Genomic DNA, 25485 nt, shown 5'->3' with positions numbered 1-25485 from the left:
GGGTCCAATCCTAGGCACGAGCCCCACACGCTGTTCGACAAAAGCGCTCACACGTTCGAAACGATTACGTGTTCGATTTATAGCACCCCGCCCGACACGTGTCCAGACCTTGGCCGAAATCATCGAACACATTTGCCTAACGTGGTACGTTTAAAAGCGACACCGCGCCCCGCATCGAAGGAGCACAGATGGCACGAAAAAAAGTCGATCCCAACAGCCTCGACATGAGTACCCTTACCGAGCGGCAGCGCCGCATCCTCCAAGTGATCCAGGACGCGGTGGTGCTGCGGGGATATCCGCCGAGCATCCGCGAGATCGGTGACGCGGCCGGGCTGCAGTCCACGTCGTCCGTGGCCTACCAGCTCAAGGAGCTGGAGAAGAAGGGCTTCCTGCGCCGGGATCCGAACAAGCCGAGGGCAGTTGACTTGCGGCATTTGCCGGATGCTCCGAAGGGGGCGTCGAAAAGCAAGCAAAAGGCTCCCGACGAGGCCTCGAACCCGCGCTTCATCCCCGTCGTGGGCCAAATCGCGGCGGGGGCGCCAATTCTCGCCGAGGAGAATGTGGACACCTACTATCCGCTGCCGGAGGAGCTGCTTGGCGACGGCGACTTGTTCATGCTGAAGGTGGTGGGTGACTCCATGACCGGAGCCGCGATCCTCGACGGGGACTGGCTGGTGGTCCGCTCCCAGCCGGTCGCCGAGGAAGGGCAGATTGTGGCGGCGCTCATCGACGGCGAGGCGACCGCGAAGGTCTTCCACAAAGACTCCTCCGGCGTGTGGCTGCTGCCCCGCAACGACGCTTTCTCCCCCATCAAGGGCGACGAGGCGGAGATCATGGGGCTGGTGGTCTCCGTGTTTCGCTCGCTGTAGCGCGGCGGGCAACGCGGTAGACATGTCGGTAAACATGAAGGCATGTACGCAGAGGAACGCCGTCGCCAGATCGCCGCGCTGACCGCCGTGGAGGGACGCGTGAGCGTCACCGAGCTGGCCGGGAAATTCGGCGTAACTGCCGAGACCATCCGCCGCGACCTGGCTGGGTTGGATGCGGAGGGGGTGGTGCACCGGGTCCACGGCGGCGCGGTGGCGAGCCAGGCTTACCTCACCGCCGAGCAGCCGCTGGACAACCGGCTGCGCTCCGCCGTCGGCGCGAAGCATGCCATAGCGCGCGCGGCCCTTGAGTACCTGCCGGACGCGGACGGCGGGATCTTTCTCGACTCCGGGTCCACCATCAATGCGCTGGCGCAGATGATCGCGGAGCAACCGGGCGCGGAGACGTGGAGTATCGTGACGAACTCGCTGCCGACCGCGCTCGATCTCTCGTCCGCGGGTGTGAGCGGCGTGCAACTGTTGGGTGGGACGGTGCGTTCGATTGCGCAGGCGGTGGTGGGTGACACGGCGCTTCGCACGCTGGCGCTCATGCGCGCGGACGTCGCCTTCGTGGGCACCAACGCGCTGACCGTGGACCACGGCCTTTCCACCGCGGACGCGCAGGAGGCGGCGGTGAAGTCAGCGATGGTCACCAACGCGCGCAAGGTGGTGGTGTTGTGCGATTCTACGAAGCTGGGCAACGACTACATGGTCAGCTTTGCCCCGCTGAGCAGTGTGGACGTCGTGATTACGGATGCCGCGGCGCCGGACCTGCTCGTGGCTGAGCTCGACGACGCGGGCGTTGAAGTGGTGCTGGTAGAGCAAGGTTAAGCGCCTAGACTGTTCGTAGCCGCGTATTCGACTCGAAAGGACAAAGCTATGGCTTCCAAGACCGTGAAGGTCGGCTCCACCGTAGGCTTGCACGCTCGTCCGGCGACCCTGATCGCCGACGCGGCCGGCGAGTACGACGACGAGATCATCCTCACACTCGTCGGCGGCGACGACGATGAGACGGACGCGGCGTCATCGCTGATGATCATGGCGATGGGCGCGGAGTTCGGCGACGAGGTTACCGTCACCTCCGACAATCTCGAGGCGGTTGAGGCGATCGCCGCCCTCATCGAGCGAAAGCTTGACTAGCGGAACTGGCCTTCGCCGATAGTGTCGTACACCCACCGCATGAACGGGTAGATCACGATGATGCCCACGGAGCCGAGCGCAATGCCTTCGAGCGTCACCGCGCCGACGGTGAGCGTGAGGTTGCCGATGCCGACGATCAGGGCCACCGCAGCGGCCGTCAGGTTGACTGGATCGGTGAAATCGACACGGTTGTCCTGCCAAATGCGCACGCCCAGCATGCCGATCAGACCATAGAGCACCAAGCACGCGCCGCCGAGCACGCCGGCCGGGATGGTGAAGATGATGGCACCGAACTTGGGGATGAACGCCAGCACAATCGCGAAGATCGACGCCACCCAGTACGCGGCGGTGGAATAGACCTTGGTGGCGGCCATGACGCCGATGTTTTCGGCGTAGGTGGTTGTGCCCGAGCCGCCGAACCCGCCGGCGAGCGTCGTGGCGATACCGTCGCCGATCAGCGCACGCCCCTGCAGGTGGTCCAGATCGCGCTGCGTCATCTCGGACACCGCCTTGACGTGGCCGACGTTCTCAGCGATCAGCACCACGAGCACGGGCAGCGTGACCAGGATGGCCGAGAGGTGGAACTCCGAGGTGTGGAACTGCGGGAGGCCGATCCACGGCGCGTTGCCGATGGTCTCGAGTGCGCCGTCTGCGAGACCGCCCGTGAGCGCCGCAAAGACCCAGCCCACGACGACGCCGATGAGGATACTCAACCGCGATGCCATACCCCGCGTGGCGATCGTGACCAGCACAATGGTGGCGAGCGTGACACCGGCGACACCGGGCTGCGTCTGCACGTTAGAGACCGCTGTGGGTGCGAGGTTGAATCCGATGAGCGCCACGATGGCACCGGTAACCACGGGTGGCATCACGGCGTCGATAACCCGCTTGCCGGCGAGCTGCACCACGAAACCGACGGCGATCAGCGCCAAGCCGGTGACTAGGACGCCTCCGAGCTGCGCTCCAATGCCGTACTGCTGCGACGCCGTCAGCGGCGCGATGAACGCGAACGATGAGCCGAGATAGCTAGGGAGCTTGTTGCGGGTGAGGAGCAGAAAAATGATCGTACCGAGGCCCGAAAACAGCAGCGTCGTGTTTACCGGGAAGCCGGTGAGCGTGGGCACGAGCAGCGTCGCGCCGAACATGGCCACGACGTGCTGCATGCCGATGCCGATGGTGCGCGGCCAGGAGAGCCGTTCGTCGGGGGCGACGACCGCCCCCGGCTGCACACGCCGCCCGTCCCCGTGGATGCTCCAGCCCATGGAGCGGTGTTCTGTGGCCCTTGTGGTAGCGCTTGTGGTAGCCCTAGTGTCCTCGCCTGGTTTCGTCACAGAAGCTCATTATCATCCAAGGGTCGGCGGGGAGAAAAATCCGGTCCGCTCCGCGTCATAGTCAAGGGTGCCGGGAAGTTTGTGTGTGAGGCTCTGATCTGAAAGGAGTTTCACCGATAATGACTACGGTGTCACCGAAGAAAGGCTATGACCCGTCGAGGGTCAACGCGATCAGCGAGAAGCTGATGGATAACCCCGAGCTCGCCAAGCTCATCGGGGAGCTCTCCACCTCCACCGACGACGCCAGTGAGCTGGTGAAGGGGCTTTTGCAGGCATCGATCAACGCTGGCCTGCAGGCGGAGATGGACGCCCATTTGGGCTACGAGCACTCCGACCGCAAAGCCAAAGCCCAGGTAGATACCGGTGATGGTGGTAACCACCGCAACGGGTCCTACACCAAAACCGTGGATTCTGGCTATGGCCCGCTGGAAGTGACCGTGCCCAGGGATCGGGCGGGGACGTTTCGCCCGCAGATGGTGCCCAAAGGTGTCCGCAGGCTCACCGAGCTTGATGACATGATCATCTCCCTGTACGCGGGTGGGATGACCGTGCGCGACATCCAGCACCACCTTGCAACCACCCTTGGGGTGGACATGAGCCCGGATACCATCAGCACGATCACCGACGCGGTGCTCGATGAGGTGATGCTGTGGCAGAACCGCCAGCTAGATGAGTTCTACCCGGTGATCTTCCTCGACGCGCTGAAGGTGAAGATCCGCGACGGCCACCGCGTGGTCAACAAGTCCTGCTACATGGCCGTCGGTGTAGACATGGACGGCATCAAACATATCCTCGGGTTGTGGATCGCTGATACCGAAGGCGCCGCATTTTGGGCATCCGTATGCGCTGACCTTGCCAACCGCGGGGTGCAAGACGTGTTCATCGTCTGCTGCGACGGACTCAAAGGCCTACCCGAAGCCGTGGAGGCGACGTGGCCGAATTCCATGGTGCAAACCTGCATCGTGCACCTGATCCGGGCGGCGAACCGGTGGGTGTCCTACCAGGACCGCAAACCCGTCTCCAGCGCGCTGCGGAAGGTCTACACCGCACCGAACGAGGACACCGCCCGTGCCTCCCTGGACGCGTTCGAGGCATCTGAGCTTGGGCGCCGCTACCCGCAATCGGTGAAGGTGTGGCGCGACGCGTGGGAGCGGTTCGTGCCGTTTCTGCAGTTCCCTCCAGCAGCCCGCCGGGTGCTCTACACCACCAATTCGATCGAATCCCTGAATGCTGAGCTGCGCAAAGCAACCCGGAACCGGGGCCAATTCCCGAACGACACCGCGGCGTTGAAAACGTTGTGGCTGATGATCTGCAACATCGAAGACAAGCGCGCCGCCCAGCGTGCAAAGAAGGCGAAACGGGTAACCGAATCCAACGGCTATATTGAAGGGGCGAAAGCCACCGGGTGGAAACAAGCCATCAACCAACTCGCCGTGGCATACCCCGACCGATTCGCGGACTACTTGTAAACCAAGCCCCCGCACACAAACAATCGGACACTCTCGGCTTAGTCGGGCGGTGGGTCTGTGCCGAACAGTTGTTCCATGGCGCCGTAGTGGGCGTGGTGGGGGTTCTTCGCGGGGTAGCCGCGCGGTGAGACCCAGGTGGGCCGCCCGTGGGCGGTGTCGATGCGGCCGCGGCCGTTGCTGCGGCCGGTGATCGGCTGGTCGTCGTCGTTGATACGGTTGTGGTAGCGACACACCGGCACCAGGTTGGCAAGGTTCGTCTGCCCACCGTGCTTCCACGCCTGGATGTGGTGGATCTCGCACGCCTCGGCCCCGTGCCTGCACCCCGGCACCGGGCACACAGGCGTCACCGCCCGCGCAAGGTCGCGCTGCTTCTGGTTGGCAAACCGGGCCGTGCGGTACAGGTTCACCGCCCCCTCCTGCGGGTGAAACAGCGCCGCTTCCAACTCGAACGCACCGGTTGCCACAACCTGGTTGAGAAACTCCGCCCCGGTCATGGTGGTGGCATCCGAAAGCCCCAGCACCGTGTCGTCGCCCTCGCCGCGCATGATGCGCACCCAACTGGCAAGCGGGATCAACAGCAACGGCCGCGGCACCGCCGCCGCCACCCCACCCGCACCCGCGCCAGCACCAGCACCAGCATCAGCATCAGCATCACCGGCGGGGTCGAGCAGTTCCCACAGCGCGTCGTACATCTCCTCACCCGCCGGGCCCACCCCTGGGGCGCGGCCCATCAACGCGTGCTCCAGATCCGCCATGCGACGCTGCGAACCGACCACCGTCAGCGAACGCTTACCGCCCCGGGTGCGTGAAAACCGCACCCGGTCCGGGCCCGCCGGCCGCTCAGGCGCGGGCGCGGCCTGCTGGGCCGCGCGGCGAAGCGCCGCGGGCGGCCCGCGCACCGAAAGCAGCTCGCGGCGCACCCGCCACCGCGCAGCGGCGTCGTCGATGTTCGCCATGTAGCGCTCGATGAGCACCAGCTTGTCCAAACTGTGCCCACCGGAGCGCGCCGCCTCCACCCCCAGGCGCTGCTGCGCACGAAACCGGGTGGGCCCGAAGTACACCTCGTGCACCCCGGCCAACGCCCGCACCCGTGCCGGGTCCACCCCGGCCGCGATCAACGCGTCACGGTCGAACCCGGCCAGGGCATCAACACCCAGGGCGCGGACCGCGTCGAGAAGATCAGCAAACGTCATGACCGAAACGCTAACCCGCCCGCCCACACAACGAAACCCCCCACCACCCACCTGTGGACAACCCCGCACACCCACACCCCGCAACCAACACAGTTATCCACAACCACCACCCAACCCCTTGACCCGTCTCTTATACACATCCCCGAGCCCACGAGACGGACTCCTATCTCGTATGCCACCCCGCACACCCACACCCCGCAACCAACACAGTTATCCACAACCACCACCCAACCCCTTGACCGCCCACCCCCAAGGCGGCACACTGGGCGGGTTTAGCTCACCACGAATTCGCGGTTCTGCTCGGCGATGACGCGGGGCAGGCGAACGTCGATAAGCGTGCCCTCCGCCTGGTACTCCTCCGAGCGCACGGTCCCGTGCTCGTGGAGCTGGGAGACGACATCGCCGCGGGTAAACGGCACGAGCATGGTCACGTGCTCGTCGAGGGTGTTGAGGAACATCTCGATCTTCGACTCGAGCTCGCCGATCCCCTCGCCGGTCAGCGCGGAGACGAACACAACGTCCCGGCCAGCGTGGTCGAAGGCGTGGCGCAGCTCGGCCAGCACGATCGGGTCGGCCTCGTCGATCTTGTTCACTACCACGATCTCAGGCGGCAGCGTCTCGCCGCTCTCGCGCGTGATTTCCGCCAGCACCTCGTTGACGGCCTCGATCTGCTTGAGCGGGAACGCGTCGGAGCCGTCGACCACGTGCAGTAGCAGGTCGGCGCCGGAAACCTCCTCGAGCGTGGATTTGAACGCTTCCACCAGCTGCGTGGGCAGGTGCCGGACGAAGCCGACAGTGTCGGTGAGTACCACGCTGCGCCCGTCCGCGAGCTGCGCTTTGCGTGTCGACGGATCCAGCGTGGCAAACAGGGCGTCCTCCACCAGCACACCCGCGTCCGTCATCGCGTTGATCAGGGAGCTCTTGCCGGCGTTGGTGTAGCCCGCGATGGCGATCTTCGGCGTGGTGGAGCGCGCCCGCTGCGCCCGCTTGACCTCGCGGGCCGTCTGCATGTCGCGCAACTGGTGGCGCAGCTTGGCCATCTCGCTGCGCAGGCGGCGGCGGTCCGCCTCGATGCGCGTCTCACCGGGCCCGCGCAGACCCACGCCGCCGTTGGAGCCGGCGCGGCCGCCCGCCTGGCGCGACAGGTTGCCGCCCCAGCCGCGCGTGCGGGTGTAAAGGTACTCCATCTGCGCGAGCGCCACCTGCGCCTTGCCTTCTTTGCTCTTCGCGTGCTGCGCGAAGATGTCCAGGATCAGCATGGTCCGGTCGATGACCTTGACCTTCAGCGCTTCCTCCAGCGCGACCATCTGGCCGGGCGAGAGCTCGCCGTCGAACACCACGGTGTCCGCGCCCGTGGCCTGCACGATCTCGCCGAGCTCCTTGACCTTGCCCGAGCCGATGTAGGTGCCCGGGTCCGGCTTGTCGCGCTTCTGGTAGAACATGTCGAGCACCTCGGCGCCGGCGGTCTCCGCGAGGGCGGCCAGCTCGAGCATGTTCGCCTCCATCTCGGCGGTGGTGCCCTCCGTCCATGCCCCCACAAGGATGACCTGCTCGAGGCGCAGCTTGCGGTACTCAACCTCGTAGCCGTCCTCGATCTCCTCCGCGCGCACCTCAGTCTCGATGCGGCGCAGCGCGTTGCGGTCCTCTAGGTCGAGCGAACCGGTGGTGGGCTCGCCGGGCTGCGGCGCGTTGTGGCGGAATGCCCGAGCGAGCAGCTCGTCGTGCAGTTGGTCTTCTTTACTCATTCAGTCCTTTTGCAAATTGCTTATCGACGCTCCCCTTCACATCTAACACCAGAGCGGGCAGTTTCTTCCCTTCGCGCGGCGGGTAAGATGCCCAACCATGAGTGCAACCCTCACCACAGATCTGTCCGCGATCGGCCTCGGCTTCAACCGCTGGCAGGACGCCGTGGAGGCCGCGATCGCCTCCAACCGCCTCGCCGTGACGGGCGAGGTGCGCGGCGGGCAGCTGATTCAGTACTCGGATGCGTCGGGAAGCCAGCTCAACATCCTGGCCGTGGAGCCCTTCGCCACCTTCGCGGGCTTCGACTCCACCACGCGCGCGTACGCGCACATCACGCCGCTGAATGACGTGGTTGCGCTGGCGGAGATCGTCGACCCGCACGGCAACCCGATGACGTCCGCGACGCTGAACCTCGCGCAGGGCCCGCTGATCGCCGACGAGCCGACGCTGCAGTGGCAGGAGCTGGGCGTCACCGCCCTGGTGGTCAGCCACGACACCTACCCCTCCACCGACGCCTACCTGCAGGCGCACCCCGGCGAGGTAGTGGGCGAGCTACGCTCCCCCGGCGCCGAGGCCGTTGCCGCCGGCGAGCCGAAGGCCCCCGACGCGAGCGTCACGTTCACCGCGCGCGTCCTCGGCGCGGAGTACCGCACGTCCGAGCTAACGGGCCAGCGCTTCATCCACGTCTCGCTCGACGCCGCGTTCCCCTTCGACGCGTGCCTGCCCGACGGCGAACTGCCCGAGCGCGGCACCGTCATCGCCGCCACCGCCGTCCTCGTCGGCTCCATCCCCGCGCCCACCGGCGGCTGCGGGGGCTGCGGCGGCTCCTGCGGCTGCGGGGGCCACTAGCGGGAAAGCGGTGGGGAAATGGGATCCAGCGAACGGGCTTTCTCCCTGGCCATCGCGGGCGCACTAGTGCTCGCTGCGGTGGTTCTGCTCGTTGTACTCCTGCGCGTTCCCGGCCTGATTCTTTCCCTGATCCTGGTGGCCGCCGTGCTGATGTTCGAGCGGCGGCACCAAACCAACCCGGAAGTCGCGGCCATGGAAGCATCCCTGCGACTGACCCGCGACGACATCTGCGAGGTCCTCGACGCCTACGACCAGCTGCAAAACGGCGCATCCGCGGCCGACATCGCGGACCGCACCCTGCACTTCGCCGCGCTGGCCAACCCGGACAACACAGTCCCGGAGGTCAACGAGTTCATCCTGCGCGCATCCTCCGCGCGGCGCTTCCTCGCGCGTATCGACGCCCACCTGGAAAGACCCGACCTAGACAAAGCACAGCTCGAGCGCCTGCTGGCTATTGCCGACGAGCGCGCCTTCGAACTCCAAACCGCCTGGGACGACGCGCGCCGAGCTGCACGCCAGCTCGGTCCGGGGTAGATTGGTTTTAATTCACAGGAGTGCCGGCGAATGATAAACCGGTCACCCTTGATGACAAGGTGCGAATGCCCGCCGACGGCCTCACCGGCACCGTCACCGACAAAAACCACAAGCCGATCACCGGGGCGAAAGTCATCGTTGATCCCACCACCGGCGCAATCAAGGTCAGCGTGCCCGAAGGCACCCCCCCGAAGGCGAAGCAAAGGTTCAGATCACTGACAAGGACAGAAACCCCATCGGCCATCCAATCGACATCAACATCGTCGGTGCGAGCACCCCGACAACGTCTGTCGATGTCAGCGGTACATCGGAACAAGTACCAGCGAAGGCTCAACTGATCTCAACGGCAAGGGCATCGCCACCCTCGTGGGCTGGTCATTGCCGCTGCTGGCGCTGATCCCGGTTGGTATCGTGCTCAACGCGGGTATTCCGGTGGTCGAGGAGGCCATGCGCCCGGTCAACGAGCAGCTCGCGGCGTGGAACGCACAGGCACAGCAGCAGCTGGGCTTGTTCAACCCGCAGCTGGCTGAGATGGCCAACCGCTACAACTAGGAGATCCAGATGGCCGCAACCGGCCTTGGGGTCGCCGCGGTTGCAATCGGCCTGATCGCAAGCATCGCCACCACCTGTGGCGGCGCAGGCAGCTCCAACGGATCCTCCCGCTAACAGCGCTTACGTCTTGAGGGATTGCTAAACCCGTACTAAAACCTCCCCTGACCAATGCGGTGCATTCAGCGTTGAATTTAAATAAACCCCCAGTGGTACAGATGTGACTGAAATGCACTACTGAAACCAACCAAAGTGTCTAATGGGTAAACTTTTTGGGAACACTTGACGCCACAAGCTAATACGCCTGATCACAGTCAGTACACAGAATGCGATCAGCTAACAGAAATGTTAGAACCTTTCCAACGACTCGGCGCACCACCCCGCGATCGAGTCACCCCGTATTTCTTTTCCCGAAAGGTTTGTCGATCGTGCGCAAACACTCCCCAATCCGCTACGCCATCGCGGGCTTAACCGCCATCAGCCTCGTGGCTGCCCCGATTTCTCCAGTCCCAGGTATCAAAACTGTCGCTCAAGCCCAAACCTCGGTAACACCGATTCCTGTTCAAAAATATATTGAGGTTTATGAGGGTGGCGTTGGATACCCCGACCCTGCTGAGGCCATCACAAACGCGGACGATTTTCCAGCCGGCACCCGTTTCACATGGACGAAGAAGCCAGGCGTCAACTATGACCGCGATAATCCCAAAACTGATATTGCGTGGGTCTCCGTGAGCGTCCCTGACGGTAAGGGCGGATATGATTACCGCACTGTCGATGTTCCGGTTTATGTCAGGTGGACCAGAAACGTTTATTTGAGCGAAAACCACGTTTTCGATGCAGATAAATACGAGCCAATTAGCGCTTTTACTCAACAGGGTAATTATCTTGTAACAGGGCCAGCGGGGCTCGCGTATCCCGACCCGGCTCTAGCGGTTGCAAATAGGCTAGATCTTCCTGCAGGCACGACCTACGAGTGGGTTCGGATGGGGACTACCGACGGTGGTGACACCGCGATGGTTTCAATCAACTACCCTGACGGATCCCGCGATGAGATCGAGGTTACCGTCATTGGAGAAGCCGACCAGGATCAGGTCGAAGCAGCCACCTGGCTGACGAACGAGACTAACGGGTATGATCCAGTCGTCGATGCGGACCGATACGTGCCGCGAGCGAAGCGATCCGAACCGGCCGTTTGGTATAGCGAACTTGACGCTTCGGACTACATCGATCAGACCAATCTTCCAGAAGGCACAAAGTTCACGTTCGTACCTCGCCCTCAAGAGATTCAAACCGGAAAGCACCCTGAAACTGTAGTGGTGACCTATCCGGACGGTTCTTCGGAGAAGGTGAGCGTCACGACGCATATCCAGGAAACCCAGAACAACCTCAACGATCCGAAACCCGTTACTACACCGATTGAGGTGAAAGAAGGCGGCGTAGGCTACCCTCCGGCTCGCGATGCAATCACGAACGCCGACGAAATGCCCTCCGGTGCCGTCACCATCGCAGGCAGCGAAAAATTCCGTCAAGATGAGACGGAATACGTATGGGTCCTGAAGCCAGCAGATGTGGGCGACAACCAAGTCGCCCAGGTCTCCGTCAACTACCCAGACGGATCCTACGAACTCGTTAACGTGCCGGTGAATGTCAAACCTGTGCCTAAGAAGGGCACACAGGGACAACAGTACGCTGACAAATTCGAGCCTAAAACAGTCGAAGCCATCAAGATCAATGAAGGCGCTCGCAACTACCCGGATCCCGCCGCCGTAATCACCAACAAAAATGATCTCCCTGCAGGAACCACCTACGAGTGGATCGAAAAACCCACGGCCGATGGCGGAGACCGCGCACTTATCAGCGTGAACTATCCCGACGGAACCCGGGACATCGTTGAAGTTGGCGTCAATGGCATGGAGTTCATCGTCCCCGAAACCCCAGCTCGCGTCACAGCAGACGACTATGCCCCAAAGGCAAAAAACGTGCAGCCGGTCGAGAAGAACTCGACTCCAAAGCCAGAAGACTTTGTCGACACAACTGGCTTGCCCGATGGCACCAGGTACAACTTCGCACCTGGATTCAGCGCTCCAGAAGACACCGCTACTGGCGGCAAGAAGTCCGCTACGGTGGTAGTCACCTACCCAGACGGGTCTGTTGATCAGGTAGAGGTTGTAATTCCGGTTAAGGACGACTCGGATTCCTACAACCCGACGCCCAAGCCGGCTGATCAGGTCGCACCGATCGAGAGTGTCCGATTGTTTGTGTGCGGGGGCTTAGTTTACAAGTAGTCCGCGAATCGGTCGGGGTATGCCACGGCTAGTTGGTTGATGGCTTGTTTCCACCCGGTGGCTTTCGCCCCTTCAATATAGCCGTTGGATTCGGTTACCCGTTTCGCTTTCTTCGCCCGCTGGGCGGCGCGCTTGTCTTCGATGTTGCAAATCATCAACCACAACGTCTTCAACGCCGCGGTATCGTTCGGGAACTGGCCCCGGTTCCGGGTGGCTTTGCGCAACTCAGCATTAAGCGACTCGATCGAGTTCGTGGTGTAGAGCACCCGGCGGGCCGCCGGAGGGAACTGCAGAAACGGCACGAACCGGTCCCACGCGTCGCGCCACACCTTCACCGATTGCGGGTAGCGGCGCCCAAGCTCAGATGCCTCGAACGCGTCTAGGGCGGCACGGGCGGTGTCCTCATTCGGTGCGGTGTAGACCTTCCGCAGCGCTCGGGAGACGGGTTTGCGGTCCTGGTAGGACACCCACCTATTCGCCGCCCGGATCAGGTGCACGATGCAGGTTTGCACCATGGAATTCGGCCACGTCGCTTCGACCGCCTCGGGCAGGCCTTTGAGTCCGTCGCAGCAGACGATGAACACGTCTTGCACCCCACGGTTGGCAAGGTCAGCGCATACGGATGCCCAAAATGCGGCACCTTCGGTATCAGCGATCCACAACCCCAAGATGTGTTTGATGCCGTCCATGTCCACGCCAACGGCCATGTAGCAGGACTTGTTGACCACGCGGTGGCCGTCGCGGATCTTGACTCTAAGTGCGTCGAGGAAGATCACCGGGTAGAACTCATCTAGCTGGCGGTTCTGCCACAGCATCACCTCATCGAGCACCGCGTCGGTGATCGTGCTGATGGTATCCGGGCTCATGTCCACCCCAAGGGTGGTTGCAAGGTGGTGCTGGATGTCGCGCACGGTCATCCCACCCGCGTACAGGGAGATGATCATGTCATCAAGCTCGGTGAGCCTGCGGACACCTTTGGGCACCATCTGCGGGCGAAACGTCCCCGCCCGATCCCTGGGCACGGTCACTTCCAGCGGGCCATAGCCAGAATCCACGGTTTTGGTGTAGGACCCGTTGCGGTGGTTACCACCATCACCGGTATCTACCTGGGCTTTGGCTTTGCGGTCGGAGTGCTCGTAGCCCAAATGGGCGTCCATCTCCGCCTGCAGGCCAGCGTTGATCGATGCCTGCAAAAGCCCCTTCACCAGCTCACTGGCGTCGTCGGTGGAGGTGGAGAGCTCCCCGATGAGCTTTGCGAGCTCGGGGTTATCCATCAGCTTCTCGCTGATCGCGTTGACCCTCGACGGGTCATAGCCTTTCTTCGGTGACACCGTAGTCATTATCGGTGAAACTCCTTTCAGATCAGAGCCTCACACACAAACTTCCTGACACTCTCCACCGATCCAGGTCAACGACACACCGAACCCGCAGGACTACATCACCCTGCCCACCGACGTGCCCGCTGGCACCAAGGTCACCTTCAAAGACCCGCAGCCTGACACCTCCACCGACGGTAAGAAGGACGCCACCGTCGTCGTGACCTACCCCGACGGCACCACCGACGAAGTCCCCGTCACCATCACCGTCAAACCTGCACCCGAAAACACCAAGTACGACCCGCAGCCCAAGCCGGCTGATCAGGTCGCACCGATCCAGGTCAACGACACACCGAACCCGCAGGACTACATCACCCTGCCCACCGACGTGCCCGCTGGCACCAAGGTCACCTTCAAAGACCCGCAGCCTGACACCTCCACCGACGGTAAGAAGGACGCCACCGTCGTCGTGACCTACCCCGACGGCACCACCGACGAAGTCCCCGTCACCATCACCGTCAAACCTGCACCCGAAAACACCAAGTACGACCCGCAGCCCAAGCCGGCTGATCAGGTCGCACCGATCCAGGTCAACGACACACCGAACCCGCAGGACTACATCACCCTGCCCACCGACGTGCCCGCTGGCACCAAGGTCACCTTCAAAGACCCGCAGCCTGACACCTCCACCGACGGTAAGAAGGACGCCACCGTCGTCGTGACCTACCCCGACGGCACCACCGACGAAGTCCCCGTCACCATCACCGTCAAACCTGGTGCGAGTGCTGGGACGGGCGACACCGGCAACGCGAAGGCAACCAGCAGCGTTGATGGCAAGTGCATCGCCACCCTCGTGGGCTGGTCGCTGCCGCTGCTGGCACTGATTCCGGTTGGTATTGCCCTCAACGCGGGTATCCCCGTAGTTGAGGAGGCCATGCGCCCGGTCAACGAGCAGCTCGCGGCGTGGAACGTCCAAGCACAGCAGCAGCTGGGCCTGTTCAACCCGCAGCTGGCTGAGATGGCTAACCGCTACAATCAGGAGATCCAGATGGCCGCAACTGGCCTCGGGGTCGCCGCGGTTGCGATCGGCCTGATCGCAAGCATCGCCACCACCTGTGGCGGCGCAGGAAGCTCCAACGGCTCCTCCCGCTAACAGCCGATAGACGCTGAAGCCCCTTTCCTTCATTACGGAGGAGAGGGGCTTCAGTCGTGAGTGCGCTTCTCGGTGCGTTTCGCAGACGCAGCGCGAGGAATCCGGCTACGCCAGGAACCCGCGGGCCACGATGGTGGAGGGGCCCGTCATGGTGGCGTGGGTGGTGCCGGCGTCCTCGGCCAGCTCCACGTCGATCACACCGCCAGGGACGTGGACGCTCACGGACCCAGCTTCGAGGCCGGCGTCGGCGAGCGCAGCCTGCGCAGCCGCCACCGTGCCGGTGCCGCAGGAGCGGGTCTCGCCCACGCCGCGCTCCCACACGCGCATGTGCATGTTGCCGTCGGCGAGCTCCGTGAGCACCTCCACGTTCACGCCCTCGGGGAAGAAACCGCGGTCGAAGACGGGCTGGGAGAACTCCAGCTCCGCCAGCGCCGAAGGTGTCAGGCCGGGGATGACGCAGGCTAGGTGCGGGTTTCCCACGTCCACGCCCAGGCCCGCGAACTCGAAATCCCCCATGGATGCGGTGGACACGCCGGTGACCTCTACCGGCCCCATGTCCACGGACACGCGCGCGGAGGTCGGCGTCGCTTCCAGCACCCGGATGGTCTTCACGCCGGCGCGGGTGTCCACCTCGAACTCGTCGCGCTCCTCTAAGCCCTCCGCGGCCAGAACGTGGGCGAAGGCGCGGATGCCGTTGCCGCACATCTCGGCGATCGAGCCGTCCGCGTTGCGGTAGTCCATAAACCAGCGGCCCGTCTCGGCGGGGCGCACCACGCGCAGGAGGCCGTCGCCGCCGATGCCGGCGCGGCGGTCGCACAGCCGCGCCACGAATTCGGGCGACAGCGTCAGCTCGTCGCTCACGTCGATGATCACCACGAAGTCATTTTCGGTGGCGTGGGCTTTGATGAAGGGCAGCTGCGAGAAATTCTGCGAGGTATTCACTCACGCGAGTCTAGTGCCGCGAGCGCCGCCCCCGGCACGTCCGCCCCGGCCGCGTCGAGCCACGCCACGCGCGGGTCGCGGTTGAACCAGGAGCGCTGGCGGCGCACGTAGCGCCGCGTGCCGGTGATCGTTTGCTCGCGAGCGTCGACAAGCGAAAGCTCCCCCTCGAGCAGCGACAGCACCTGCGCGTACCCGATCGCGCGCCCCGCGGTGGAGTCGCGCGTGAGACCGACATCCAGCAGACCGCGGACCTCGTCCACCAGCCCCTGCTCGAACATCTGGTGCGTGCGCAGCTCGATGCGCGGGTTGAGCCACGCCGCCTCCGCACGCAGCCCCAGGATGCGGGTGCCCCAGCGCGGCGGCGCGTCCTTCGGCGGCTGCGAGGCCTGGAACGGCTTGCCCGTCAGCTCGATCACCTCGAGGGCGCGCACGGTGCGGCGCGGGTCCTTGTCCTCGATCACGCGGGCGGCGTCGGGGTCCACCGCGGCGAGCTCCGCGTGCAGCGCGTCCACCCCGACCTCCGCCAGCCGCGCCTCCCAGCGGGCTCGCACCTGCGGGTCGGTTGGCGGGAAGGACCAGGCGTCGATAAGCGACTGCACGTACAACATCGAGCCGCCCACCAGCACCGGCACCTTCCCGCGCGCGAGGACCTCCTCCACTTTCGCCACCGCGAGCGCCTGGTACTCGGCCACGGACGCGGTGCGGGTGACGTCCCAGATGTCCAGCAGGTGGTGCTCGATGCCGCCGCGCTCGGACGGCGCGAGTTTGGCAGTGCCGATGTCCATGCTGCGGTAGAGCTGCATCGAGTCCACGTTGACCACCTCGCCGCCCAGCTCCTGCGCCAGCGCGATGCCCAGCGCGGATTTGCCGGACGCGGTGGGCCCCACGACCGCGATCGGCCTCACAGCGCCACCTCCCACGCCCCCACGTAGCGCCCCACGCCGAGGGTGTCGTCAGAGGCGATGAGGTGGGCCCGGGTGACGTCGAGAAGCGAAAGCTCCTCCCAGAGCATGCGCTTGTCGACGCCCCCTCGAACAAACCCCCGCCCCGTGGCCACGAACCGGCGCAGCGCCTCGTGGGCCGCGGGGGCACCGGGCACGAGCGCGAGCGGGGCGCGGGCCGTGAGCCCGGCGGGGCCGTCCGCGACCACCACCGTCAAGGCGGACGGGTCGAGCGGGGCGACGTGCGCGCGGGCGGGGCGGTACTCGCGCGGGCCGAGCAGGTAGCGGACCACGAGCTCGCCGAGGTGGCTGCCGCCTCCGACGTCCACCTGGGGCGCGCCCCACGCGGCGAAGGTGCCGGTGCGGGCGGTGTAGGTATCCGGGCCCATGTCGCAGACGATGTCCACAGGGCGGGTGTCCCCGACGGCGGCTGCCCGCGCGGCGCGCTCGAGCTCGCGACTCGCCGCATCGCCCCGGCCCAGCTCCGCAACCAGCGCGGGCGAGCCCGGCACAATGAGGACGGAGGCGGTGCGGGTCACCCGCCCCACTTTAGCCGAGCGCCGCGGGGACCATTCCAGCCCGGGGCGGGGCAAAGCGCGGTAAAATCGGAGACCATTCGCGCCGTCCGGCGGCTAGTGCCGGGCCGCGTGGACGAGCAGGGCACCGTCTACGTCACCCACGGCGGCGCGGAGCGCGAGATCGGTTCCTGGCAGGCGGGTGCGCCGGAGGAGGGCCTCGCCCACTTCGGGCAGCGGTTCGACGACATCGTGACTGAGGTCGAGCTCATCGAGAACCGCCTGCGCGCCCACCCGGAGGACGCCGCCAACCTGCGCGCCAACGCGCAGACCATCAAGGATTCCCTGCCCACTGCGGCGGCCATCGGCGACTTCGCGGCGTTGGAATCCCGCTTGGAGTCCCTCATCTCGCGTACCGACGAGGCCGGGGAGCGCGCGAAGGAGGCCAAGGCGCAGCGCCGCGCCGAGGCCATCGCCCGCAAGGAGGCGCTCGCGGCCGAGGCCGAGGAGCTGGCCGAGCACTCCACGGACTGGAAGGCGGCGGGTGACCGCATCCGCGACATCCTGGAAGAGTGGCGCACCATCCGCGGCATCGACCGCAAGACGGACGACGCGCTGTGGAAGCGCTACTCCCGCGCCCGCGACTCGTTCAACCGCCGCCGCGGCTCCCACTTCGCCGAGCTGGACCGCGGTCGCGCGAGTGCGAAAAAGGCCAAGGAGGACCTAGTGGTGCGCGCTGAGGCGCTCAAGGACTCCACCGATTGGAACGAAACGGCCCGCGCCTTCCGCGACTTGATGCAGGAGTGGAAGGCCGCCGGCCGCGCCCCGCGCGACGTGGACGACAAGCTGTGGGCGCAGTTCCGCGCTGCCCAGGACCACTTCTTCGACGCCCGCAACGCCGTCAACGCCGAGCGCGACCGCGAGTTCGAGGCCAACGCCGAGGCGAAGGATGCGCTGCTGGCGGAGTACGACGCGCTGGTGGACCCGGCCAAGGGCCTCGGCGCGGCGAAGGCGAAGCTGCGCGAGCTGCAGGACAAGTGGGAGGAGATCGGCTTCGTGCCGCGCGGCAAGGTGCGCGAGTACGAGGACAAGATCGCCGCGATCGAACGCCGCGTGACCGACGCCGAGGAGTCCCGCTGGCGCCGCTCCGACCCGGCCGCCCAGGACAAGGTGAACCAGTTCCAGGTCAAGGCGGACGACTTCGCCGCGCAGGCGGACGCCGCCGAGGCGAAGGGCAACGCCAAGCAGGCGACGGAGCTGCGCGAGCAGGCCAAGCAGTGGCAGGAGTTCGCGGACGTGGCGGCCAAGGCGGCGAACGACCGCTAGTGCTCACCGCCGTCCAGTTCGTCCCCCGCCCCGGCTCCGAGCTTTCGGAGTACGCGGTCGGGGGATACGCGTTCTCCGCCACCCTCGCCATCCAGGACATCACCGGCATGGCCACCTCGGGCGTGACCGCGTCGCACATCGCCAAGCGCCTCGAACCCTCGGCCGAATCCGAGGCATACCTCTTCGCGCTTACGGAGAACGACGCGCTGCGCCCGGTCACCGAGCTCGGCTTCCCCGAGCTCACCGCCTCGGACCTCGACGCCGTACACGCCTGGGTGTTCGTCTCCGTGCCGCTGCTCGAGGACCGCGAGGTGCTGGAGGCCAACGTCACCCTCGATGCCGAGCTCACCCCGCTGCCCGGCGACACCGCTCCGGAGGAGCCGTGGATCGGGGCCCTTTCGCTTATCGACGCCCTCTCAGAGAAGCTGCACCGCCCCATCCGGCAGCTCTGGGTCACGCACGCCCCGGGGATGCAGGCGCCGCCCGGCGTGCGCGACGCGGGCTACGCGGAGGCGTTCCGGGAGGATCAGGCGGTGTTCTCGCTGGGGAGCGTCGACAAGCGAAATGCCCCGTGCGAGATCGCGGTGGTGGAGGGCCCCGGCTTCGGCGGGCGGCGGCGCGCCGCGCCCGGCGAGCTGGAGCAGTTTTCGCACCTGCTCACCCAAGCCTCGCGCGACTACCCGCGCGGCGAGCTGCGCCTCGAGCCGATCGAGTGGGACCTGGGGCGCATCGTGGACGCCGGCGCGCGCCTGAGCGACCGCGGGGGTGCGCAGCTGACCGGCATCGCGTACGTGCAAGGCGCAATCGCCGGCATGTGCGAGGTGGTGCACTACCACTCCGACGACAAGCGGGTGTGCGAGCTCGGCCTCGTCTACGTGCTGCCCGAGCACCGAGGGCGCGGTATCGGCAGCGCGCTGGTGGCGGAGACGCTCGCGGCCGCCGCGACGGCGTGGGACGGGCTGGAGACGGTGTACTGCTCCTACCCCGCCGGCTCCGCGCCCGCCGGGGCGATGATGCGCCGCGTCGGGGCGGCGGTGGTCTCCTCGACCACGGCCTGGCAGAAGCTCTAGCCGCTACCGGCGGCGGCGCTCTGCGGCGCGGGCGCGTCGGTCGTCGACGAGCAGCGGGTTGGGCTCGTGCGCGTGCTCGGCCGCGGCGCGCTGCGCGAGCGCGACCTCGTCGGTGCCCTGGGCCGCGGCGCGCTCCACCGCGATGGCCTCCTGCTCGCCGCCGCGGCGCGTGATCACCGGCACGTAGGCGAACACCGCCGCCAGCACCGCGGCCATGGCCAGGTAGATGCCGGCGCCGTGGCCCGGCATGTCCGCGGTCGCCGAGCTTCGCCGCAGCCACACGGACATCAGCGCGAAGACCACGGCCATACCCGTGAGCACCCAACCCACCGCAGCCAGCCGGTAGCGCCGCAGCGCCGCCGCGAGGGTGCCGCACACGCCCAGCCCCACCAGCGAGAACCACGTGAACAGGTACTCGGCGATGCTGGCCTTGGCGCCGCGCGAGGCCTCGGTTGGCACGAGGAAGCGCCACCCCGCGGCGCCGCCGGCGAACGGGAGCAGCAGGGACACCAGCATGAGCGCCGCGCAGGCGAGTAGCACCCAGCGGGCGGGGGTGTCGGCGATTGAGTTGCTCGCGCGCCGCTCGGCCTCGGCCAGGGACTCGGCGCTTGTTGGGAGATTCGTTTCGGCGGCCATGTCCCCTACCCTAGCCCTGGCGCGGCTTGGAAAACGTCGGCAAGCCTAAGCCCACTCCCACCGGGGCCGTCGTGGGAACCTGGCCCGCGGCCCAGTTGTCGCCGGCCTTGGTCCGGCGGTGGCGTGTGATGCCGGAGTCCGCGATGAGGAAGTGCGGCTTGGAATCGGTGACGGTCACATGGACGATGTCGCCGGGGCGGACCTCGCCGTCGATCGCGCCACCGACGGCACCCTCGACGGCGAAGTGCACCAGGCGGCCGTCGCGGGCGCGCCCCGACATGCGCTGGGTGCGGTCGTTCTTCCGGCCACCCCCGTCCTGAACCAGGAGTTCCACGTCCGCGCCCACCAGCTTCGCGTTCTCCTCCGCCGAGATGCGCTCCTGCAGCGCGACCAGGCGCTCGAAGCGCTCCTGCACCACGGCCTTGGGCAGCTGGTCCGCCATCTCCGCCGCGGGCGTGCCCGGGCGCGGCGAGTACTGGAAGGTAAAGGCCGAGGTGAAGCGGGCCTTCTCCACCACGTCGAGGGTGGCCTGGAAGTCCTCCTCCGTCTCGCCGGGGAAACCCACGATGATGTCGGTGGTGATCGAGGCGTGCGGCAACTTCTCGCGCACCTCGTCCAGGATGGCCAGGAATTTCTGGGAGCGGTAGGAGCGGCGCATGTCCTTGAGCACCTTGTCCGAACCGGACTGCAGGGGCATGTGCAGCTGCGGGCACACGTTGGGCGTCTCCGCCATCGCGTCGATGACGTCGGAGGTGAACTCCGCCGGGTGCGGCGAGGTGAAGCGGACGCGCTCCAGGCCTTCGATGTTCCCGCACGCGCGCAGCAGCTTCGAGAATGCCGAGCGGTCGCGCCCCATGTCCGGGTCCGCGAAGTTCACGCCATAGGCGTTCACGTTCTGGCCCAGCAGGGTGATCTCGGAAACGCCCTGGTCCGCCAACGCCTGCACCTCCGCGAGGATGTCGCCGGGGCGGCGGTCGATCTCCTTGCCTCGCAAGCTGGGCACGATGCAGAACGTGCACGTGTTGTTGCAGCCCACCGACACCGACACCCAGCCTGCGTAGGCGGACTCGCGCTTGGCGGGCAGCACGGACGGGAACGCTTCGAGCGCCTCGGCGATCTCCACCTGCGCCTCGTCCTCCACCCGGGCGCGCTCGAGCAGCGTCGGCAGGGCGGACAGGTTGTGAGTGCCGAAGACGGCGTCCACCCACGGCGCGCGGTCGATCACCGCGTCCTTGTCCTTCTGCGCGAGGCAGCCGCCGACCGCGATCTGCATCCCCGGGTGGGTGTCCTTGGTGTGCTTGAGCTGCCCGAGCGTGCCGTAGAGTCGCTGGTCCGCGTTGTCGCGCACGGCGCAGGTGTTGAACACCACCAGGTCCGGCGTCTGCCCCTCCGGCGCGGCCACGTAGCCGGCGTCTTCGAGCATGCCGGATAGGCGCTCGGAGTCGTGCACGTTCATCTGGCAGCCGAAGGTGCGCACCTCGTAGGTGCGCGGGTGGGTCGTGGGGGTGGTGCTCGCCGTAGTCACGGCGAGACAGTCTAACGCCGAGGAAGTGCAGGGAAAAACGCCGTGCGAGCCGCGCCCCGGTGCGGGCGGGGGTAACCCGATTAGTGAGACCTTAAGCAAAATTGCGCAATTTTGTAGTTTCGCTCACTTGCGTGGCGTAAATGTATTGCGCATGACACAGATGCCTACTCAGCCGATGATTCGGATTTCCGGCGTGAACAAGTACTTCGGCGATTTCCACGCGTTGAAGAACATCAACCTTGAAGTCCCTCGCGGCCAAGTAATCGTGGTGCTCGGGCCGTCTGGCTCTGGTAAGTCCACGCTGTGTCGTACGATCAACCGCCTCGAGACCATCGACGAGGGAACGATCGAAATCGAAGGCCGCGTCCTACCCGAGGAGGGCAAGGACCTGGCCAAGCTGCGCTCCGAAGTGGGCATGGTGTTCCAGCAGTTCAACCTGTTCCCGCACCTGACCATCCGTGACAACGTCACCCTCGGGCCCACAAAGGTGCGCGGCACGAAGAAGGCCGACGCCGTCCGCCGAGCCGATGAGCTCCTCGAGCGCGTGGGCATCGGTGCGCAGGCGGAGAAATACCCCGCCCAGCTTTCCGGCGGTCAGCAGCAGCGCGTGGCTATCGCCCGCGCGCTTGCAATGGAGCCGAAGGTCATGCTTTTCGACGAGCCAACCTCCGCCCTAGACCCTGAAATGGTGGGAGAAGTCCTCGATGTCATGACCGAGCTCGCAGCCTCCGGCATGACCATGCTGGTGGTCACCCACGAGATGGGCTTCGCCCGCAAGGTGGCTGACCGCATCATCTTCATGGCGGACGGCGAGATCGTGGAAGACACCGATCCCGAGTCCTTCTTCACCAATCCACAGTCGGACCGCGCCCGGGACTTCCTGGGCAAGATCCTGCACTAGCCCCGTAAGCATTCCCCCAACTCGATGACAAGGAGTTTTCTCATGAACCGGACCGTTCGCATCACCGCCGCTGCTTCCGCAGCAATCCTGGGCCTTACTCTGACCGCCTGCGGCGGCAGCTCCGACGGCGACGCAGCCGGCGAAGGCCTCCTCGCCCACATCGAGTCGGGCAGCGTCACCCTCGGCACCAAGTTTGACCAGCCGGGCCTTGGCCTCCGCGAGGCTGACGGCTCCATGTCCGGCCTGGACGTGGACGTGGCCACCTACGTGGTGAACTCTATTGCAAAGGACAACGGCTGGTCCGAGCCGACCATCTCTTGGCGCGAGACCCCGTCCGCGCAGCGCGAGACCCTGATCTCTAACGGCGAGGTGGACATGATCACCGCCACCTATTCCATCAACAAGTCCCGCGCGGAGTCCGTGAACTTCGGCGGCCCGTACTTGGTCACCCACCAGGGCCTCCTGGTACAGAGCGGCAACTCGGACATCAAGGGTCTTGAGGACCTTGACGGCAAGATCCTGTGCTCGGTGACCGGCTCCACCCCCGCCCAGAAGGTGAAGGACACCCTGCCGGGCGTGCAGCTGCAGGAGTATGACACCTATTCCTCCTGCGTTGAGGCACTGCGCCAGGGCAACGTCGACGCGCTGACCACCGACGCCACCATCCTCGGCGGCTACGCCGCACAGTCCCCCGGCACCTTCAAGCTGGTTGAGCTGAACAAGGACGGCAAGCCGTTCACCAACGAGCACTACGGCATCGGCCTGAAGAAAGACGACACCGAAGCCACCGAGGCCATCAACAAGGCGCTGAAGGCGATGTACGACGACGGCTCCTTTGACAAGTTCCTTGAGGAGAACATCGACGGCGGCGAGGGCGTTGAAAAGGCCACCCCGGGTGACCTCTCCTTCCTGAACTAGCCGTTCACGCGGGCGCGGACAAAGCGCCCGCCGCCCCATCCCTTCAATCGAGAGTTTCACCATGGATGCACTCTGGGCATTTTTGCTCCCTAAGCTCTGGCCTGCCTTTTGGACGACCATCAAGCTCACCGCGTTGTCAGCCATTGGCTCGCTCGTGCTGGGCACGATTTTGACCGCCATGCGCGTCTCCCCCGTGGGGATCTTGCGCTCGCTGTCGGCGTTTTACATCAACACCGTGCGCAACACCCCGTTGACGCTGGTGATCCTGTTCTGCTCCTTCGGCCTTTACCAGAACTTGGGCCTGCAACTGGCCAGCCGCGAGTCCAGCACCTTCCTGGCGGACCAAAACTTCCGCCTCGCCGTGCTCGGTTTCATCCTCTACACCTCCTGCTTTGTGGCGGAGAGCCTGCGAAGCGGCATCAACACCGTCCACTTCGGCCAGGCCGAGGCGGCGCGTTCGCTGGGGCTGAGTTTCGGGCAGACGTTTAGCAACATCGTCTTCCCCCAGGCGTGGCGCGCGGCGCTCGTGCCACTAGGCAACACACTGATCGCGCTGACCAAGAACACCACTATTGCCTCAGCGATCGGTGTTGCGGAGGCGTCCCTTTTGATGAAGTCCACCATTGAGATGCACGCCAGCGAGCTGTTCGTCATCTTTGGCGTTTTCGCACTCGGTTTCATCATCCTCACCCTGCCAATCGGCCTCATCTTTGGCCGCCTGGCTGAGCGAATGGCGGTGAAGAAGTAAATGGCAAATGAAGTGCGCGCTACGGTGCTTTATGACGCACCGGGCCCCAAAGCCCTAATGCGCAACCGCATCTACACTGCGGTCACCATCATTGTCCTAGTGGCGATCGCCTGGTGGGTTCTGTCCACCCTTGGTGAGAAGGGCCAGCTCGACCCCGCAAAATGGAAGCCGTTCACCCAGGCCAACACCTGGAAGACCTACATCCTGCCGGGCCTGCTCGGCACGCTGAAAGCGGCAGCGACCTCCATCGTTTTTGCCATCATCTTCGGCGTGATCTTCGGGCTTGGCCGCCTGTCCGAGTCGAAACTCATCCGCGGCGTCTCCGGCGTGGTCGTGGAGTTCTTCCGCGCCATCCCAGTGCTGCTTCTGATGATCTTCTCCTACCAGCTCTTTGCCCTATACAAGCTGGTGCCCCCAAGCAGCCTGGCTTTCTGGGCAGTCGTGGTGGCGCTGACCCTCTACAACGGCTCGGTAATTGCAGAGGTGCTGCGCGCAGGCATCAACTCCCTGCCGAAGGGCCAGACTGAGGCGGCCCGCGCGCTCGGCATGTCGCACCGCCAGACAATGTGGACCATCCTTCTGCCCCAGTCTGTGGCCGCGATGCTCCCGGCGCTCATCGCACAGATGGTCATTGCGCTTAAGGACACCGCGCTCGGCTACCAGATCGGCTACATCGAGGTTGTCCGCTCCGGTATCCAGTCCGCTTCCACTAACCAGAACTTCCTCGCCTCGCTGTTTGTGGTCGGCGTGATCATGATCCTGATCAACTACACCCTCACGCTGCTCGCCGAGCGAGTGGAGCGCCAGCTTCGTGCGGGCCGCGCTCGCCGCAACATCTTCGCCAGAGTGCCGGAAGCCGGCCCGAGCGTGGGCCTGGACACCAAGGACACAGTCAACGTGGACTGGCGCGCCCCCGGCTACGTGGAGCTGGAGAACCCGGACCAGGGTCACTAGCCCCCAAGCTCGTCGAGGCGCTCGTCGAGCGCCTCGCGGGCAATCCGCACTGACATACCCGAGCTGTAGCCGCGGCGGGCAAGCACACCGACGACGCGGCGCAGCGCCTTGTCGTATTCGGTGCGGTCCGCGGGCACCGCCTTGACGGCACGGGCCTTCTTCTCGGCGAGGGCGCGGGCCTGCGCCTCCTCGTCCTCCTCGCTGATCTGGGCCAGGGCGTCGGCGCGGATCGCCGCGGCCACGCCCTTGTCGCGCAGCTCCAAGTCGAGGGCCCGCGCCGACTTGCCACGCCGGGCGGCGCGCTGGCGGACCCATTCGTGCGCGAACGAGGAGTCGTCGATAAGCGATGCGCGCTCGAGCGAGTCCAGCACCTCGTCGACGAGATCGGGTGCGAACTCGGCGGCGATCAGGCGCTCTCGCAGCTCGTGGCGGGAGCGGGCCCGCTGGTCTAGGAGCCCGAGCGCGCGCTTACGCACGGGCGCCAAAGCCTCGTCGCGGCGCGCGTCAAAAAGGTCGCCCTCCTCGAACTCGTCGATCGCGCGCTGCAGGCGGGCAAGCTTCTCCGGATCGGGCTGCGGCAC

Annotated in this window: 26 protein-coding genes; 16 read left to right on the top strand and 10 right to left on the bottom strand. The window is 65.6% G+C overall.

Annotated elements, in window-relative coordinates; translation table 11 throughout:
* The first annotated feature begins 188 nt into the window (after positions 1–188).
* From lexA to BN4252_RS02425, 3 genes are read left to right on the top strand one after another with little or no spacing between them, the layout of a single operon-like run.
* Positions 189–869: a transcriptional repressor LexA gene (gene lexA, locus BN4252_RS02435; RefSeq protein WP_066524959.1), complete on the top strand. Its 681-nt coding sequence runs from the start codon at positions 189–191 to the stop codon at positions 867–869.
* A gap of 42 nt (positions 870–911) precedes the next feature.
* On the top strand, positions 912–1697 hold the full coding sequence (locus BN4252_RS02430) for a DeoR/GlpR family DNA-binding transcription regulator (protein WP_066524951.1): 786 nt from the start codon (positions 912–914) through the stop codon (positions 1695–1697).
* A 48-nt stretch (positions 1698–1745) separates the two neighbouring features.
* Positions 1746–2006, top strand: a complete 261-nt coding sequence (locus BN4252_RS02425) for an HPr family phosphocarrier protein (protein ID WP_066524949.1) — start codon at positions 1746–1748, stop codon at positions 2004–2006.
* Here the strand turns inward: BN4252_RS02425 and BN4252_RS02420 are convergent.
* Positions 2003–3268: a uracil-xanthine permease family protein gene (locus BN4252_RS02420; protein ID WP_066524946.1), complete on the bottom strand. Its 1266-nt coding sequence runs from the start codon at positions 3266–3268 to the stop codon at positions 2003–2005. The genes BN4252_RS02425 and BN4252_RS02420 overlap by 4 nt on opposite strands.
* Before the next feature lie 188 nt (positions 3269–3456).
* Between BN4252_RS02420 and BN4252_RS02415 the strand changes: the two genes are divergently transcribed.
* Complete coding sequence (locus BN4252_RS02415; protein WP_066524944.1) at positions 3457–4806, top strand: IS256 family transposase; 1350 nt, start codon at positions 3457–3459, stop codon at positions 4804–4806.
* Between the two features lie 38 nt (positions 4807–4844).
* On the opposite strand, the gene BN4252_RS02410 is transcribed toward BN4252_RS02415, so the two are convergent.
* A complete protein-coding gene (locus tag BN4252_RS02410) occupies positions 4845–5999 on the bottom strand; it encodes an HNH endonuclease signature motif containing protein (RefSeq protein ID WP_066524938.1) in 1155 nt (384 codons plus the stop codon).
* 272 nt (positions 6000–6271) lie between these two features.
* Positions 6272–7744, bottom strand: coding sequence for a GTPase HflX (gene hflX / locus BN4252_RS02405; RefSeq protein WP_066524921.1), 1473 nt, complete (start codon positions 7742–7744; stop codon positions 6272–6274).
* A 97-nt stretch (positions 7745–7841) separates the two neighbouring features.
* Between hflX and BN4252_RS02400 the strand changes: the two genes are divergently transcribed.
* The 5 genes from BN4252_RS02400 to BN4252_RS02390 all read left to right on the top strand — a co-directional run bounded on the left by BN4252_RS02400 (position 7842) and on the right by BN4252_RS02390 (position 11959).
* The gene (locus BN4252_RS02400) at positions 7842–8591 is read left to right on the top strand and encodes a hypothetical protein (protein ID WP_066524918.1); all 750 of its coding nucleotides are present in this window, start codon (positions 7842–7844) and stop codon (positions 8589–8591) included.
* Between the two features lie 18 nt (positions 8592–8609).
* Positions 8610–9125: a hypothetical protein gene (locus BN4252_RS02395; RefSeq protein ID WP_066524913.1), complete on the top strand. Its 516-nt coding sequence runs from the start codon at positions 8610–8612 to the stop codon at positions 9123–9125.
* A gap of 20 nt (positions 9126–9145) precedes the next feature.
* On the top strand, positions 9146–9463 hold the full coding sequence (locus tag BN4252_RS11020; RefSeq protein ID WP_143341148.1) for a hypothetical protein: 318 nt from the start codon (positions 9146–9148) through the stop codon (positions 9461–9463).
* 28 nt (positions 9464–9491) lie between these two features.
* Positions 9492–9677, top strand: coding sequence for a hypothetical protein (locus tag BN4252_RS11015; RefSeq protein WP_143341147.1), 186 nt, complete (start codon positions 9492–9494; stop codon positions 9675–9677).
* Between the two features lie 425 nt (positions 9678–10102).
* Positions 10103–11959, top strand: coding sequence for a Rib/alpha-like domain-containing protein (locus BN4252_RS02390; protein WP_187370909.1), 1857 nt, complete (start codon positions 10103–10105; stop codon positions 11957–11959).
* On the opposite strand, the gene BN4252_RS02385 is transcribed toward BN4252_RS02390, so the two are convergent.
* Complete coding sequence (locus BN4252_RS02385) at positions 11950–13299, bottom strand: IS256 family transposase (RefSeq protein ID WP_066524898.1); 1350 nt, start codon at positions 13297–13299, stop codon at positions 11950–11952. The two genes, BN4252_RS02390 and BN4252_RS02385, sit on opposite strands and share 10 nt — an antisense overlap.
* Before the next feature lie 61 nt (positions 13300–13360).
* On the opposite strand from BN4252_RS02385, the gene BN4252_RS02380 reads away from it, so the two are divergent.
* Positions 13361–14428 carry a Rib/alpha-like domain-containing protein gene (locus BN4252_RS02380; protein ID WP_262360145.1) on the top strand — a complete coding sequence of 356 codons (1068 nt, stop codon included), beginning with the start codon at positions 13361–13363 and terminating at the stop codon, positions 14426–14428.
* A gap of 105 nt (positions 14429–14533) precedes the next feature.
* On the opposite strand, the gene dapF is transcribed toward BN4252_RS02380, so the two are convergent.
* Genes dapF through BN4252_RS02365 form a run of 3 tightly spaced genes read right to left on the bottom strand, consistent with a single transcriptional unit; the run spans position 14534 to position 16850 of the window.
* A complete protein-coding gene (dapF, locus tag BN4252_RS02375; RefSeq protein WP_066524812.1) occupies positions 14534–15370 on the bottom strand; it encodes a diaminopimelate epimerase in 837 nt (278 codons plus the stop codon).
* Positions 15367–16275, bottom strand: coding sequence for a tRNA (adenosine(37)-N6)-dimethylallyltransferase MiaA (gene miaA, locus BN4252_RS02370; RefSeq protein WP_066524813.1), 909 nt, complete (start codon positions 16273–16275; stop codon positions 15367–15369). Before miaA ends, dapF begins: the two co-directional genes overlap by 4 nt.
* Positions 16272–16850 carry a hypothetical protein gene (locus tag BN4252_RS02365; protein WP_066525836.1) on the bottom strand — a complete coding sequence of 193 codons (579 nt, stop codon included), beginning with the start codon at positions 16848–16850 and terminating at the stop codon, positions 16272–16274. Before BN4252_RS02365 ends, miaA begins: the two co-directional genes overlap by 4 nt.
* A gap of 75 nt (positions 16851–16925) precedes the next feature.
* Here BN4252_RS02365 and BN4252_RS02360 point away from each other — a divergent pair, with 75 nt between their 5' ends.
* Together BN4252_RS02360 and BN4252_RS02355 are read left to right on the top strand one after the other, a co-directional pair.
* Positions 16926–18152 (top strand): DUF349 domain-containing protein, encoded by a 1227-nt coding sequence (locus tag BN4252_RS02360; RefSeq protein ID WP_066525826.1) that lies wholly within the window; start codon positions 16926–16928, stop codon positions 18150–18152.
* On the top strand, positions 18152–19222 hold the full coding sequence (locus BN4252_RS02355; protein ID WP_066524815.1) for a GNAT family N-acetyltransferase: 1071 nt from the start codon (positions 18152–18154) through the stop codon (positions 19220–19222). The genes BN4252_RS02360 and BN4252_RS02355 overlap by 1 nt, the downstream gene beginning before the upstream one ends.
* A 3-nt stretch (positions 19223–19225) precedes the next feature.
* Here BN4252_RS02355 and BN4252_RS02350 read toward each other — a convergent pair whose 3' ends face one another.
* Entirely contained in the window at positions 19226–19858 is a 633-nt protein-coding gene (locus BN4252_RS02350) for an Rv2732c family membrane protein (protein ID WP_066524821.1), read from the bottom strand.
* A 10-nt stretch (positions 19859–19868) separates the two neighbouring features.
* Positions 19869–21383: a tRNA (N6-isopentenyl adenosine(37)-C2)-methylthiotransferase MiaB gene (gene miaB, locus BN4252_RS02345; RefSeq protein ID WP_066524827.1), complete on the bottom strand. Its 1515-nt coding sequence runs from the start codon at positions 21381–21383 to the stop codon at positions 19869–19871.
* A 175-nt stretch (positions 21384–21558) separates the two neighbouring features.
* Here miaB and BN4252_RS02340 point away from each other — a divergent pair, with 175 nt between their 5' ends.
* The 4 genes from BN4252_RS02340 (at position 21559) to BN4252_RS02325 (ending at position 24904) form a co-directional block, all read left to right on the top strand.
* Positions 21559–22284 carry an amino acid ABC transporter ATP-binding protein gene (locus tag BN4252_RS02340; RefSeq protein ID WP_066524832.1) on the top strand — a complete coding sequence of 242 codons (726 nt, stop codon included), beginning with the start codon at positions 21559–21561 and terminating at the stop codon, positions 22282–22284.
* Positions 22285–22326: 42 nt separating this feature from the next.
* Positions 22327–23202 (top strand): glutamate ABC transporter substrate-binding protein, encoded by an 876-nt coding sequence (locus BN4252_RS02335; RefSeq protein ID WP_078056725.1) that lies wholly within the window; start codon positions 22327–22329, stop codon positions 23200–23202.
* Positions 23203–23263: 61 nt separating this feature from the next.
* Positions 23264–23950, top strand: a complete 687-nt coding sequence (locus tag BN4252_RS02330; RefSeq protein ID WP_066524839.1) for an amino acid ABC transporter permease — start codon at positions 23264–23266, stop codon at positions 23948–23950.
* Positions 23951–24904: an amino acid ABC transporter permease gene (locus BN4252_RS02325; RefSeq protein WP_066524842.1), complete on the top strand. Its 954-nt coding sequence runs from the start codon at positions 23951–23953 to the stop codon at positions 24902–24904.
* Here the strand turns inward: BN4252_RS02325 and recX are convergent.
* The gene (gene recX / locus BN4252_RS02320; protein ID WP_066524844.1) at positions 24901–25485 is read right to left on the bottom strand and encodes a recombination regulator RecX; all 585 of its coding nucleotides are present in this window, start codon (positions 25483–25485) and stop codon (positions 24901–24903) included. The genes BN4252_RS02325 and recX overlap by 4 nt on opposite strands.

This window comes from Corynebacterium bouchesdurhonense, assembly GCF_900078305.2.
Lineage (GTDB): Bacteria > Actinomycetota > Actinomycetes > Mycobacteriales > Mycobacteriaceae > Corynebacterium > Corynebacterium bouchesdurhonense.
The sequence above is the reverse complement of the archived record's forward strand: the minus strand, read 5'-3'. Positions and strand labels throughout refer to the sequence as shown.